Annotated in this window: 11 protein-coding genes; 7 read left to right on the top strand and 4 right to left on the bottom strand. The window is 37.3% G+C overall.

Features of this window, described 5'->3' with window-relative positions:
• Nucleotides 1-24: 24 nt before the first annotated feature.
• Both nosZ and WBY99_RS01055 read right to left on the bottom strand, forming a co-directional pair.
• The gene (gene nosZ, locus WBY99_RS01060; protein ID WP_423974496.1) at nucleotides 25-2,019 is read right to left on the bottom strand and encodes a Sec-dependent nitrous-oxide reductase; all 1,995 of its coding nucleotides are present in this window, start codon (nucleotides 2,017-2,019) and stop codon (nucleotides 25-27) included.
• 85 nt (nucleotides 2,020-2,104) lie between these two features.
• On the bottom strand, nucleotides 2,105-2,605 hold the full coding sequence (locus WBY99_RS01055) for a c-type cytochrome (protein ID WP_423974495.1): 501 nt from the start codon (nucleotides 2,603-2,605) through the stop codon (nucleotides 2,105-2,107).
• Between the two features lie 136 nt (nucleotides 2,606-2,741).
• Here WBY99_RS01055 and WBY99_RS01050 point away from each other — a divergent pair, with 136 nt between their 5' ends.
• The 3 genes from WBY99_RS01050 (at nucleotide 2,742) to WBY99_RS01040 (ending at nucleotide 6,282) form a co-directional block, all read left to right on the top strand.
• A complete protein-coding gene (locus tag WBY99_RS01050) occupies nucleotides 2,742-3,131 on the top strand; it encodes a c-type cytochrome (RefSeq protein WP_423974494.1) in 390 nt (129 codons plus the stop codon).
• Between the two features lie 167 nt (nucleotides 3,132-3,298).
• Entirely contained in the window at nucleotides 3,299-5,194 is a 1,896-nt protein-coding gene (dnaK, locus tag WBY99_RS01045; protein WP_423974493.1) for a molecular chaperone DnaK, read from the top strand.
• A gap of 926 nt (nucleotides 5,195-6,120) precedes the next feature.
• Entirely contained in the window at nucleotides 6,121-6,282 is a 162-nt protein-coding gene (locus tag WBY99_RS01040) for a helix-turn-helix domain-containing protein (RefSeq protein WP_423974492.1), read from the top strand.
• A 984-nt stretch (nucleotides 6,283-7,266) separates the two neighbouring features.
• Here WBY99_RS01040 and WBY99_RS01035 read toward each other — a convergent pair.
• Nucleotides 7,267-8,787 carry a hypothetical protein gene (locus WBY99_RS01035; protein WP_423974491.1) on the bottom strand — a complete coding sequence of 507 codons (1,521 nt, stop codon included), beginning with the start codon at nucleotides 8,785-8,787 and terminating at the stop codon, nucleotides 7,267-7,269.
• A gap of 19 nt (nucleotides 8,788-8,806) precedes the next feature.
• Entirely contained in the window at nucleotides 8,807-10,408 is a 1,602-nt protein-coding gene (locus WBY99_RS01030; protein ID WP_423974490.1) for a hypothetical protein, read from the bottom strand.
• A 333-nt stretch (nucleotides 10,409-10,741) separates the two neighbouring features.
• Here WBY99_RS01030 and WBY99_RS01025 point away from each other — a divergent pair, with 333 nt between their 5' ends.
• The 4 genes from WBY99_RS01025 to WBY99_RS01010 form a co-directional block, all read left to right on the top strand.
• Nucleotides 10,742-12,052, top strand: a complete 1,311-nt coding sequence (locus WBY99_RS01025; protein ID WP_423974489.1) for a Fic family protein — start codon at nucleotides 10,742-10,744, stop codon at nucleotides 12,050-12,052.
• Nucleotides 12,053-12,192: 140 nt separating this feature from the next.
• Nucleotides 12,193-13,089, top strand: a complete 897-nt coding sequence (locus tag WBY99_RS01020; RefSeq protein WP_423974488.1) for an exonuclease domain-containing protein — start codon at nucleotides 12,193-12,195, stop codon at nucleotides 13,087-13,089.
• 171 nt (nucleotides 13,090-13,260) lie between these two features.
• Nucleotides 13,261-13,590 carry a nucleotide pyrophosphohydrolase gene (locus WBY99_RS01015; protein WP_423974487.1) on the top strand — a complete coding sequence of 110 codons (330 nt, stop codon included), beginning with the start codon at nucleotides 13,261-13,263 and terminating at the stop codon, nucleotides 13,588-13,590.
• 18 nt (nucleotides 13,591-13,608) lie between these two features.
• Nucleotides 13,609-14,277: GIY-YIG nuclease family protein (locus tag WBY99_RS01010; protein WP_423974486.1), on the top strand; the 669-nt coding region annotated here is incomplete at its 3' end.

Raw genomic sequence — 14,277 nt, 5'->3', positions numbered from 1 at the left:
AAAACTGCCCTTTATTCATAATTTTCACTTGGTTTCACCTTGTTTTATGGGGCTTTGAGCATTATCCTTTTTATTATTTAATGAATAAATAAGTGGAGTATTGCTGCCTGCAGGGGATACCCTTACGTATCCCTGCATTTCTTGGTGTAATGCCGAACAGAAGTCGGTACAATACATCGGATACATTCCTGCTTTCAGAGGAACCCATTTCAGTGTAGTGGTTTCTCCTGGCATGATAAGGAGTTCTGCATTTTGTGCGCCTTTAATCGCAAATCCGTGTGGAACATCCCAGTCTTGTTCTAGATTAGTTACGTGGAAGTAAACCTCGTCACCAACTTTTACACCTTCAATATTATCCGGTGCAAAGTGAGAACGGATAGAAGTCATATAAACATGTACTTTATTTCCTTCTCTAACTACTTTACTTTCGGCTTCACCTCTGGTTACATAAGGGTGTTTGTTGTCTTCTAATTTATAGAATTTCACCTGGTTTTTCGTAAACAAAGCTGCTGGTCCTGCTTGTGCATAGTGAGGCTCACCAATAGTTGGGAAGTCTAAGAGGAGTTTCATTTTGTCTCCGCTGATGTCAAATAGTTGAGCAGATTGCGTTAGCTCCGGACCTGTTGGTAAATATCTGTCTTTCGTAATTTTGTTATAAGCAACCAGATATTTTCCGTAAGGATTTTTAGTATCTCCACCTGGAATCATTAAGTGACCTACAGAGTAGAAGGTTGGTGTTCTGTCTAAAACTTTACAAGTTGCGATATCCCATTTCACTACTTCAGAAGAAACGAACATCGAGGTATAGGCATTTCCTTTTCCGTCAAATTCGGTGTGGAGTGGTCCTAAACCTGGTTTTTGAACTTCACCGTGTAAAACTGCGTCGTATTTTAAAATTGGAATACCGTCAAATTCGCCTGAAAAATTTTTGTCTGAAATTGCTTTCATTAATTTATCAAAACTGAATACCGGAATCAACGCTGCTAATTTTCCTGAACCAATAATGTATTCACCAGTTGGATCGATATCACAACCGTGTGGAGATTTTGGACAAGGAATTAAATAACAGATGTCTTTTAATTCTTTAGCAGAAAGCACAGAGACTTCTTTTAAGATTTCAGATTTTGCCATTAGGGTAGACTCATCAAAAGTATTGTGAGCATATTCAACTGCCATTTTTTTAGCTTTTCCTGCTTTCAAATATTCTTCGGCTTTTTTCCAGTTCACCGCCATGATGAAGTCTTTCTCATTTTGAGAAGCATTTACTTCCAGAAGGGTGTTTGCTTGTTCTGAGTTGTAGCAAGAGAAGAAGAACCATCCGTGAGATTTTCCTTTACCAGCGTGTGATAAGTCAAAGTTAAATCCAGGAGCTTCAATCTGGAATGTAATGTCCATTTTTCCATCTTCTTTATTAATTCCAATGAAAGAAAGATAACCTTTGAAATTTTCTTTAAAAGAGTCAATTGGCACGTCGCCTTGTCCATCAACAGGCACCGCAAAACGGGTTCCAGCTACTACATATTCTGTGTTTTCTGTAAGGAAAGGAGAAGAGTGGTTCCCGGCAGAGTTAGGGATTTCTAAAATTTCCGTTGTTTTAAAAGTAGTGAGGTCGATTTTTGCAACACGTGGAGTATTATTGGCATTAGCAAATAAATATCTGCCGTCAATTTCTCCGTTAGTTTGTGATAATGCAAGGTGGTGCTGATCATCCCAAGGTACGAAACCGTGAGAAGTTTCCAACATTGGTTTTGTTTCTTCGCTGAAACCATATCCGTTTTCTGGATGTACAGAGAATACGGGAACGATTTTTAATGTTCTGCCACTTGGTAGTCCAACAACGCTGATTTGCCCATTAAAACCACCACTTACGAAGTTGTAAACCTCATCGTGTTTTCCTGGCGCAACATACACTTTCTCGGCTGCATCACCCGATACAGCGGTTTCTGTACCTTTAGGTTTGCATGCGACGATACTCACCGCAGCAAAAGCTGCGAGTCCAATTTTCTTGTAAGTTTTCATATGATATTTAATTATTCTTTCTGAAGGAAAGTGGGAAAGATGAATGGTAAATTAGTTATTTTATTTACCATTCATCAAGAAGGTGTTATTTTGCTCCGTCGATCTGTCTCATGTATTCGAGAACTTCTCTAGCATCTGTATCTGTTAGTGCTTGATTTGGCATTCTAACTAAACAAAGTTCTAATTGTTTTTGTAATTCTGGATCTACATCAATCATTGGGTCAGGATTAGAAATAAAGTTCATAATCCATTCTGGAGTTTGTCTTTTAGTAACACCTAACCAGCCTGGACCAACTAATTTTTCGTCTGTTGGTTTGTGGCAAGAAGTACATTTAACTTCAGCTATTTTTTTACCTGCAGCAGCCATTGCTGGATCAAATTTACTTACATCAACATTTTCATGTTTACCAAGACCTCTGTTTGGATCGTACTTAGCAGCGCTTGCTTCCATTTCTGCGCTACTTTCATCTGCGGTTGCAGCAGCGTCAGATGATGCTGTAGGAACTGAATCGGTTTGTTTGTCTCCTCCACAAGAGAATAAAGCGAAGGTAAGCGTTGCGAGTGCAATAGTTTTTACTAGTTTCATTTTATTGATTTTTTTGTATGTTCAAAAGTACTAAGGTTTGCTCCATTGTCCTTATGATTGTAATCATACACTCTATATGATAATTATCGTCAAATTTGTGAGACAAAATTATAACTGACATTTAAATAAAAAAAGAATGAAAAAGTATCTCATAATCTGCGGGGTTTTAGCAGCCGTAGTAGCATGTAGTAAGAAGGAAAGCAATCCTAATATGGATAGCAATGTAATGATGGAGGAGCCCGTTGTAAAAACTGTAGATTCGGCAGCAGCAGGTAAAAGTGAAGGTTTGGCTCTTATCGAAGGAGCAGATTGTTTAACATGTCATAAAGTGGATGCCAAACTTGTTGGTCCATCTTATCAGGAAGTAGCAGATAAATACACAGAAGCAGATTTAGACATGCTTGCCAATAAAATTATCGATGGAGGAAAAGGTAATTGGGGAGAAATCCCAATGACTCCCCATACGGGAATGAGTAAAGAGAATGCAAAAAAAATGGTAGAATATATCCTCTCGCTTAAAAAATAATAGACAGATTTGTATCAATTAAAGACATCTTACTTTAGTGAGGTGTCTTTTTTTTGTTTTAATAAAAATCAAATCTGTCAATTTGTCATAAAATTTCCCATGGTATAAAATTGGAGAAGTTCAGAATGTAAAAATTAAATTAAATAATAACTAAAAATATAAATAAAATGAGCAAAATAATTGGAATTGACTTAGGTACGACCAATTCATGTGTTGCCGTAATGGAAGGGAAAGATCCTGTGGTGATCCCTAATGCGGAAGGTAAAAGAACAACTCCTTCTATCGTAGCATTTACAGAAGATGGAGAAAGAAAAGTAGGAGATCCTGCAAAAAGACAAGCAGTAACCAATCCTACTAAAACGGTTTACTCGATTAAAAGATTTATCGGAACTCACTTTAAAGATGACGCATCCGAAGTTTCCAGAGTGCCTTATAAAGTAGTAGCGGGACCAAACGATACTGCAAAAGTAAAAATCGACGACAGAGAATATACTCCTCAGGAAATTTCTGCAATGATTCTTCAAAAAATGAAGAAAACGGCTGAAGATTATTTAGGCCAAGAAGTAACAAGAGCGGTAATTACAGTTCCTGCTTACTTTAATGATGCACAAAGACAGGCAACTAAAGAAGCTGGTGAAATCGCTGGTTTAAAAGTAGAAAGAATTATCAATGAGCCTACTGCAGCAGCATTGGCTTATGGTTTAGATAAAAATCACAAAGACCAAAAGATCGCAGTTTACGATTTAGGTGGTGGTACTTTTGACGTTTCTATCCTTGATTTGGGAGACGGTGTTTTCGAAGTATTGTCAACAAATGGAGATACGCACTTAGGTGGTGATGATTTTGATGATGTAATTATCAATTGGTTGGCAGATGAATTTAAATCTGAAGAAGGTGTTGAGTTGAAAGCTGATCCAATCGCTCTTCAAAGATTAAAAGAAGCAGCAGAGAAAGCAAAAATCGAATTGTCTTCTTCTTCACAAACTGAAATTAACCTTCCATATATTACGGCAACTGCAACAGGGCCGAAACACTTGGTTAAAACTTTAACCAAAGCGAAATTCGAACAACTAGCTGCTGACTTGGTGAGACGTTCTATGGAGCCTTGTAAAAAAGCGCTTTCAGATGCAGGTCTTTCTGTTTCAGATATTGATGAGGTTATCTTAGTTGGTGGTTCTACAAGAATCCCAATCATTCAGGAACAGGTAGAAAAATTCTTCGGAAAAACACCTTCAAAAGGAGTTAATCCAGATGAGGTTGTAGCTTTAGGAGCTGCTATTCAAGGTGGAGTTTTAACTGGTGATGTGAAAGATGTTCTTTTATTAGACGTTACTCCACTTTCATTAGGTATTGAAACAATGGGTTCTGTGTTCACTAAATTAATTGAGTCGAATACAACTATTCCTACAAAAAAATCAGAAGTTTTCTCTACCGCAAGTGATAACCAACCTGCAGTTTCTATTAGAGTTGGACAAGGAGAAAGACCAATGTTTAACGATAATAAAGAAATCGGAAGATTTGATTTATCTGACATTCCACCAGCACAAAGAGGAGTTCCTCAAATCGAAGTAACTTTCGATATTGATGCCAACGGAATCTTGAGCGTTTCTGCTAAAGATAAAGGAACAGGTAAAGAACAGACCATTAAAATTCAGGCAAGTTCAGGACTTTCAGATGATGAAATCCAAAGAATGAAGCGTGAAGCTGAAGAAAATGCTTCATCTGATGCTAAGAGAAAAGAAGAAGTTGAAGTTTTCAATAAAGCAGACGGATTGATTTTCCAAACAGAAAAACAACTGAAAGAATTTGGCGACAAATTATCAGCTGACAAAAAAGCAGCGGTAGAAACTGCAGCAGCAGAATTGAAAACTGCTTTCGAAGCAAAAGATATGGAAAGCGTAAAAACCAAAACCGAAGCTTTAGATGCCGCTTGGATGGCCGCTTCAGAAGAAATGTATGCCGCAGGTAACCAAGGACAACCAGGTGCTGATCAGGCACAGGGAAATCCAGGAGCTTCCGGAACAGAAGATGTTCAGGATGCTGATTTCGAAGAAGTGAAATAACACACGAAGCGAAACACTATTTTTATTAGAAATTCCCCGAGTAAAAACTTGGGGAATTTTTTTTTAGGCCATCGAAATCGAGTCTTTTTTCTGTTTTTTTGCGAAAGTGTTTTCATGAACTCCTCATGAACTATCCATGAAGTATCCATGAAGTGGGGTGCTGGATGCGTGACCCTCCTCAAATAACTATACCGATTAATAAGAAAAAGAGCCTTAAAAAATTGTTCGGGTATTGGAGTAGATGAAAAATAATCCAGCAATTGAGGAATGCAGTTCAATTGTTGGAAAGAGGATCATTTTTTTTAATAATAAATAGGGGAATTGGAACGGATTCAACAGCAAATAAGAGGTTATTTTTTATAAAATAAGCTTATTTGGTTCATTAAATGTAAAATAGATGGTTTTGAATCTGCTTATTTTTATTGTATTTGTTTAAATAAAATAATGAAGATTTCCCCTCTTATCCCTCCAGATAAAATGATAGAACGTTTGCAGTATGAAAACGTTTGGTTGATGGAAAGATGGTGAAGTCGATTTAGTCTTGGTAGATGATAAAAAATTTAAACCCATTTGGGGAGTCGAAATCAAATGGAGCAACCGTTATTTTGAAAAACCTCAGGAATTGTCCAGCTTGATTCAGTTCTGTAAAACAAATGCATTTACAAGCTCCTTAGTGACCTCTATTGATAAACAAGGGACTAAAGAAATAGGAGATCTGTCTTTTACTTTTTTACCCGCATCAGTGTATGCATACAATATTGGTGAAAACACTTTAAGAATGAAATGAACTGATGTCGCTCAAGAATAAGATTGGATGAACAAGAAGAGAAAAGAAAGGCGATGATTATTAAAATGAATAATTGATATTTCTTAAAATGATTATTATTTCAATCAAATTACATGTATTTGTATGAAATAACGAACGTATGAATAAAAAGGAACAAATAATTCTTCCCAAATTCAGCCAATTATTGGAACCAATGGGCGAAAATATCAAGCTCGCGAGAAAGCGAAGAAAACTCACTGCAGTTCAGGTTGCAGAAAGAGCAGGAATTGCCCGTTCGACCTTATCAACCGGAGAAAACTGAATAATGAGTTTGCCGCGCTCCACTTCGTTGCGCTCGCAATGACGGGTTTTTAATGAACGCAGCCTGAAGAAAGGAAGAGGTTTATTGTTATCTTATTCCCTTTTCTGATGAAGTATAGTCGGCATAAGGTGCACTAGGCCATGACGATGGGTGCAAGGAAGGTACGGAATGATTTTGATGAGCCGCCGGTTCAAAATGGGAAAACCGTCCATTAAAAAGTCAGATCATAGTTCTTAAGGATTTCTGTTTTCTATAGCATGCAGCGAGATCACCGGTTTCCTTTTTCTTCCCCAAGTTGTGTGCTTGATCCGAAAAATGGCTGATTGCCAATCAGTAGTCCATATCCGATTCATAAGAAGAGATAAAAAGTCCCTTTCAGTTTAATAATTCCTTTTTGTCTTGCCATTTTTTTAAGTTTTAAAAATTAAGATTCAGATGTTGAGGTACGTCCGTTAAAACCTGTTGTGATCACGGGACAAAATTTGGGAATAAAAACATACCATGCAATTTTTGATGCCGGTTACGACCGTTTTTGCCGAAAAGAGCCGTTTTTGCCGAAAACGACCGAATATCCGATTGTTAGTAAGTGCCTTTCTGATGCTTTATGGTGGGGGATGACTAGGGGATGATTTTGGGGGTTTGGGGTGATGGATGTTAGATGCAGGATGCAGGATGTAGGGTGTAGGATGAACCGTCCTAAAATAACGATACAGATTACTCAATAAATCCTAATATCGCTATACAAGATGGATGATCGATGATGGATGATGGGTGCTTGACCCGTCCTGAAATACCTATACAGATTACTCAATAAATCCTAATATCGCTATACAAGATGGATGATGGATGTCTCTTTAAGATGTTTTTTTAACAATTTATAATTAATAAAGAATCTCAAGAAAAAAATGCGCCCTTATCGGGCGCTCAAAAAAGACAGATCATGAAAACAATAAAATTACAGGAATAGACCTGCGGCTGCTGCATTTATATATCTTTAATGCGTTGGATCAGACCAAACAGCAGTTTCTTTTCGTCCTGATGAAGATGCAGGGCGGGCAATTTATCTTTTCGGTGCATACTCAGATAACCGATCAGATCGAAAGATAATTGCTGCAGATGTTCTTCAAGTTGGGTATGCATTGGATGGGCATAGATTAACAGGTTCCACAAAACTTCTACATCGTTGATCTCCGCCAAATAGCCAAGGGTATCATATAGACTGTTAATAAGGATTTGTACAAAATATTCATTCAGATCGCAGGGAATAATAGAAGCCATTGTCGACTTTTCATCGCGCTTAATTCCTTTCAGATGTCTTTTATAAATATTTTTAGCCCTGCGATGATAGAAAAAAGAGTCATCACAGCGATAGGCATCATCTCGACCCCAGTGAATTTTCGGATGAAAATCATTCGTATATATCTGATGTTCTTTGTTCATCAGTGTTTTTAAAAATTGCTGCGATTGATACAGATTTTCCTGAATCCACAGTCGGGTGTGATAAATAATAGTGAATTTTAAATGAAGAGGCAGTGCTGCATTTATCTTTTGAGATACACGTCGGGCTTCTTTCACTTTTTCCTTCGAAACCAGAGCTAACAGGTAATAATGATGATGTTGGAAGTCCGCTTGAATGCTGGTGATTTCATGGAATAAATACACTTCCTCCAGATGAGCCATGTGCAGTAAGGGGCGCAATACTTTTTTAATGGATGGGTCTTTCAAAAACTGATGAGATACCGTAGGTTTCAGATGATTGTTTTTGGGTTGCTTTACCCTCATATTTTGTAAAACAAAACCTTTCATCTTTTTCTTGATTTTACTGATGAAAGGCAGATGTTCATCCATGTACTCAACCATATCCTCATTCTCGATCTGGCGCAGAAGATAGTATTGATCACCTTCCTTTAAAAAAAGCTTTTTAATCTCCGGAATAAAAGCTTCCATTTGATGCAGCCGTTCTGTTAGGGTGAAGTCTTCAAATGATCTTCCAAACCGCAGATATTCCAGAAACTCCAGATCATGCTGTATATTTTTTAAGGAAAATAGGGTAGCGCCCACCTGTTCATCTACGATCAATTCCTCGGTATATTTCATAAGGAGTTGTTCACCCTTTTCATAACGCTCCCTCAGAGATTTGAGATCCGATTCGGTAACGATAAATCTCCCGTAATTCTTTTCCTCCCCATAGATCTGATCTTCTTTCCGTGCATACCTCTGAAAGAATAAATACCGGTCTTCCCGGTGTTGTTCCAGATCAGCATCGTCCAGAATAGAAATCAGAACACGGTCTTGCTCAAAGGTATCTCCTATGAAAAGATAGTCAAATGTCCGCTGGAGTAACAGTTTGTCTTTACAGTAAATAGTGAGCAGCGAGCATTCTTGTTGCTCTGGTCGGTACATCCAGACACCGTTAATATTCTTTTTTTCGGTCTCCGCCATAAGCAGTTCAGTAACCTGCTTCGGCAGTTTTTTCTCATTGATTTGATTGATAAAATTTTCCATAATACCTATTTGTTTAAGATTATTCGTGAAGGAGATTTTGATAGAGCTGGCTGCAACAGGCAACCGCTTCGTGAAAAAGCAGCGTGGAAGTTTCTGCCGGCGCCGACTCTGCCATCGGGAAATTCTGATCCGGCTCGTTCACATAAGCAATAATTTCTTTCATCGGACGGCTCATCATCAACCTGGCAGGAATCTCCGGTGCGAAAAACTCCAGAAGCTCCCAGAGATAGTTCAGATTGAGCGTGTTGGGAAGATAATGAGCGTAGTGATAGAGCGTTCCGAGAAACAGCTGTTGAAAAATACTGCGCAGGTAGATGATCTGCGTTTCATGAAAGGCGTGGCAGCCAAAGCCGATATTCGTCCAGTGCACCTCAATGATTCTTTTTCGCTCCTTCCAGTAATCCCTCACCAGAAGATCCCGCTCGCGCTCCAACTTTTTTGGATAGGTAAGAACAGCACGGCGTTGATAGATCAGGTGGTCCCGATGAAGATACCGGTCGATAAATCCGTAGAACAAAGCATAGTGTTTCTTAAGCCACTCGGTTTTATGCAGCAGAATGGTGAACTCATATTCCGGAAAATGAGGTTTGAGGAGGTGCTGTATGCGCTGCAGATGCGTGATTTTTAAATCTTCCCCCACAATAATGAGCAGAAGTTTAGTAGGCTTGCCCTGGGCATCTTTCATTTGATGGAGGTAAATATAATCGGGTTTAAAATGTTCATTGATTATTTGTGACACTTGGCTCGGAAGATCAGGCAGCACCTTCTTCACGGCGGTCTTGGGTTGCTCATATACCGCAGCATATTGATTCCACGACAGCGTTTGGGTGAGTTGGCGGTGAAATAAATTGGACAGTTGGTGCTGTAAGACCTCTTTTAAAATGGCAACATAATTCAGTTGCTCCTCCATACGATCCTGCGTTATGTTTACAGCGGTACTGGTTAAAAATTCTTCTATGGCAGTGATTGAAATTTTTCGGAGCGAATGTCCTACACCGGAAATATACTGTTCCATAAAAACCAGTATTTTCGTACCCTCAAAATTTTGATGCAGCGGTCTGGGCAGGAAAAATTCGCGGAAAGCAGAAAATAGGGTGGAGTACATCGTTTTAATTCCCGTACCCATCACCTCAACAGAAGGATTCGGGATTTGACTTTTGATAAATTGCGCCTCATAGACTTCGCACTGCCTGATGATGGGCGTGATCCATTGCTGAAAAAGTTTTTGATTTTTCGCCTGTTTTTCCGAATACAGATTCTGAAACATGCTGTTCCAACTCTTTTCCGTGCGGGCATAAATAAGATGACGGGTATAACAGTTGAACAGCATGTAGCTGAAATGAAGATTCACCTGTTGATCATTCGCTGAATGCAAATGAATACTGATTATCATTTGCTGTTGTGTTAAACTGTTTCTGATCCAGCCTTCCCGCTGAAGTGTTTCCTGTACTTTTTTTTCTGCTGATTTTCCCAAAATGACCGTAATGGTGGGTACTGAACAGAAATACTCTCTGGACAGAAAGACCATTTCAGTATACTGATCCATTACCAATTGTTGAAGTTTTTTACGGATTTCCTCCGGCAATTGTTGCCCGTAGATTTTATTAAGATAAGCTTTCATGGTTCTTTGTTTTTGATGTTGACGAAGCAAAGGAAGGATAGGGGTTGCGGATAATCTATTCGTAGGTGGAATAAAATACGGGGTTCAATGAAAAATGGAACTGGATAAACAATCGGACCTAACTGGAGATCAGATGAATGCACCGCTATAGGTTAATTGTACAATCTCAGGATATCAGATAATTTATTCACTTAGACGGAGAGAAAAAATAGATTTTTGATAACGAAGATGCACCAGAGGAAAATGGTAAAAACGATATGAATAGTAAATAATGCGAGATTTTGCGATAATCTCGCATTATTTACTATTTTTGTTTAATCAAACATCAATCTCATGGAAAAACCGCCAAATGTTACAGGATCAAAAAATGATATTTCTCTTTCTGTGGAAATGCAGATGACGGGAGAAATGAAACTCATTCAGGATGAATATCTCTATTGGGATAAGTTAAAATACAAAACTTCACGTGAAGATAAGGAGGAAGTGTGGTCTGCTGTTAAATTTCACCGTCGCATTACCAGTAAAAGAATACAGTTTGGAAAAAATCCTGCCTATACTTTTACTTATCCAAATACAGATTTCCTGCAAAGATCTCTGCATCTTTTTGATATGCACACCGGCGGTACTTTAACAAGCAACATTGGAATCGCCGAAACGGATAAATCCAAATTCATGATCAGTTCCATCATTGAAGAATCCATCAGCAGCAGCCAAATGGAGGGGGCAAGTACGACAAGAAAAAAAGCAAAGGAAATGATTCAGTACGAAAAGAAACCCCTTACCAAATCAGAACAGATGATCATGAACAATTATGTGACCATGAATCACATTGTCCAGATCAAGAATGAGGATTTAACGGTTGAAAAACTTCTGGAAATACATCGCTTAATATCTAACAACACTTTAGATAATGCAGAGGAGGAAGGGAAGTTCCGGACCAATGATGACATTTTTGTTGCCAATGTAATCAAAGGCGATATTGTACATCAGCCACCTCCCCATGAAGAGTTAAGTCAATTACTTGATGACCTGATTATTTTTTTTAATAATGATTCCAAAGACTTTATTCATCCTGTCGTCAAAGGTTGTATCATTCATTTTATGATAGGATGGATCCACCCTTTCACTGATGGGAACGGACGTACTGCAAGAGCCTTATTTTATTGGTATATGCTGAAAAACGGGTATTGGCTTACTGAATATCTTTCCATATCCAGAATTATTAAAGACACTAAAAACCAGTACGAAAAAGCATATCAACATACAGAAATTGACGATAATGATCTGGGCTATTTTATTACTTACCATGTCAAAACGATGATAAAAGCTTATAATGCTTTGAAAGCCTACATTCACAAGAAGCAAACTGAGGTGATTCAGGCAGCAAAGTTCTTAAAAATCGAAGGCGTGAATGAGCGGATGGCTCAGTTGATTAAAATTATTCACGAGGATGGTGACCGCGTGTTTACGAGTAAAGAGGTTCAGAACCGGTTTGGGGTTTCCAATTTCACAGCCCGGATGGATCTGAAAGCATTGGTTAGATTAGGATTCATGCAAGAAATTAAAGTAAACCTTAAAAAAATAAATTACATTAGATCTGAGAATTTTGATAAAATAATAAAACAGATCAATAAAAGTAATTAATGCGAGATTATTGCAAAATCTCGCATTAATTACTTTTTATCCTTTTTTGTTACTTGTCTGTGGGTATTTCAAATATGCTTTACGGATTCCCGTAAAATAGATGCCGTTTTTTTATTTACATTTGAAAAAACCATAACGCAATGATGAGATTCACTTCCCTTGACTTTGAAAAAGCAAACAATGATTCCTGCTCCGTTTGCAGTATCGGAATTGCTGTATTTGAAAATGGAAATATCATTTTCTCCAACAATTACCTCGTGCAGCCACTCGGAAACGAATATCTTACACTTCATACTACTATTCATGGAATTACTGCTGAGGATACCTGTTCCGCTCCGCATTTTCCCATCATTTGGAATATCATCCGTGAACACATTGAAGGTCAGATTGTAATTGCACATAATGGATGTACGGTGGAGTTCCCAATTTTAGAAAGTTTATTCAGTTACTATGAAATGGATATGCCTGCTTACCAAGGCATCTGTACTTTACAGCTTTCCCAACAGCTTTTTCCCTATCTGAACAATCATCAATTATCTACACTGGCTGAATTGTTTAATCTGAGTTTCAGCGAAAAGCTTCATCACAATTCTCAATATGATGCTGAGGTTTGTGGATTTATTTTCCTGAAGATGAATCAGTTTTTTACCTTGAACAGTTCCTTTATGCCTGATAACAAGGTGAAGAAAGAAAATTTAAAAACGGATTTTTTTACCGAAGCTTTTTCATCAAAGAGAATTGATTCTTCCTTAATTTACCCTGCTGTGAAGCCGAAATATGAAAATCATTATTTCTATTCTAAAAAAGTGGTCATCACCGGAGAGTTCAATGCTTTCCCAAAACAGAGAAACAGGTTAGCTCAGATTTTATTTGACTGCGGCGCAGATATTAATACCAGCATTTCAAGAAATACGGATTTGGTATTAGTAGGAACCGGAGCTGGACCCAAGAAGCTGGAAAAGATTAATGCTTTGAGTATTGTGGTGATGAATGAAGAAGAACTTTTGTATTTAATTAAGGATTTTATAAATAGTTAAAAGACTTTAAATACAAACTTTAAAGATTAAATAGAAAAGTTAAAAATACTTAAAAAAATTAGTAATTTAAATTGGTTTGTATAATTTTTAGACATTTATTTTTAATATCTTTGATTTTATTGCTTTTTTAAGCTTTTACACGGTATCTCAGCAAGAAGTAACTAAGGAATTATGGAAGACATCAATACACTGATAAAAAATATAGTAAAATTCCGGGACGAAAGAGATTGGGAACAGTTTCATAATTCTAAAGATTTGGCACTTGCACTTTCTGTGGAAGCTTCTGAACTTTTGGAATTATTCCTTTGGAAAAAAAATGAAGATTTTAATTTGGATCAACTGAAGGATGAATTAGCCGATGTATTGATGTATGCATTGCTATTAGCAGATAAAAATAATTTAGATATTCATCAGATTGTGATGGATAAAATTAAGAAAAATGCAGATAAATATCCTGTCGACAAAGCTAAAGGTAATGCAACCAAATACAACGAACTGTAGATCGAAATATATTATTCAATGAGTTTTTCCATCCAACAATATCCTTTCGATACCAATTTAGAATCTACAATACTTGAAAATCACCGTGAATTTCTCAACTGGCCCCTTGTTTACTTTTTAGAAGAAGAAAAAAGTAAAGAAGCGTATGTAGGTGAAACAACTGATGTTTTGACCAGATTAAAGGCACATTCAAAAACAGAAAAAAAACAAAATCTAAGTTGCGTAAATTTAATACTGAGCGAAAGATTTAATAAATCTGCAACCTTGGATGTGGAATCTAACTTAATTAGATATATCGCTGCTGACGGTACGTATTCTCTTCAAAATGGGAATTTGGGAATTTCAAATCATCAATATTACCAGCAGAAAGAAGTCTATTGGGAACAGTTCAAAGATATTTGGACTGAACTAAGGAGTTTGGGAATTGCCAGACATTCCCTTGATTATATTGATAACTCAGATCTTTTTAAATATTCACCTTACAAATCACTTTCTAAAGAACAGATTAATGGGCTGAAAACAATTTTGATCTGTCTTTTAGATGATCAGGCGAAAGTCAGTTTAATTCAGGGAGGAGCAGGAACTGGTAAATCGATATTGGCAATTTTTCTTTTTAAACTTTTAAAAACAGATTTGAATGATTTTAATTATTCAGATTTTGATGAGGAGGATGAAGAGTTGTTTAAG

It is taken from the genome of Kaistella sp., from assembly GCF_049588135.1.
Classification (GTDB): Bacteria; Bacteroidota; Bacteroidia; order Flavobacteriales; family Weeksellaceae; genus Kaistella.
The sequence above is the reverse complement of the archived record's forward strand: the minus strand, read 5'-3'. Positions and strand labels throughout refer to the sequence as shown.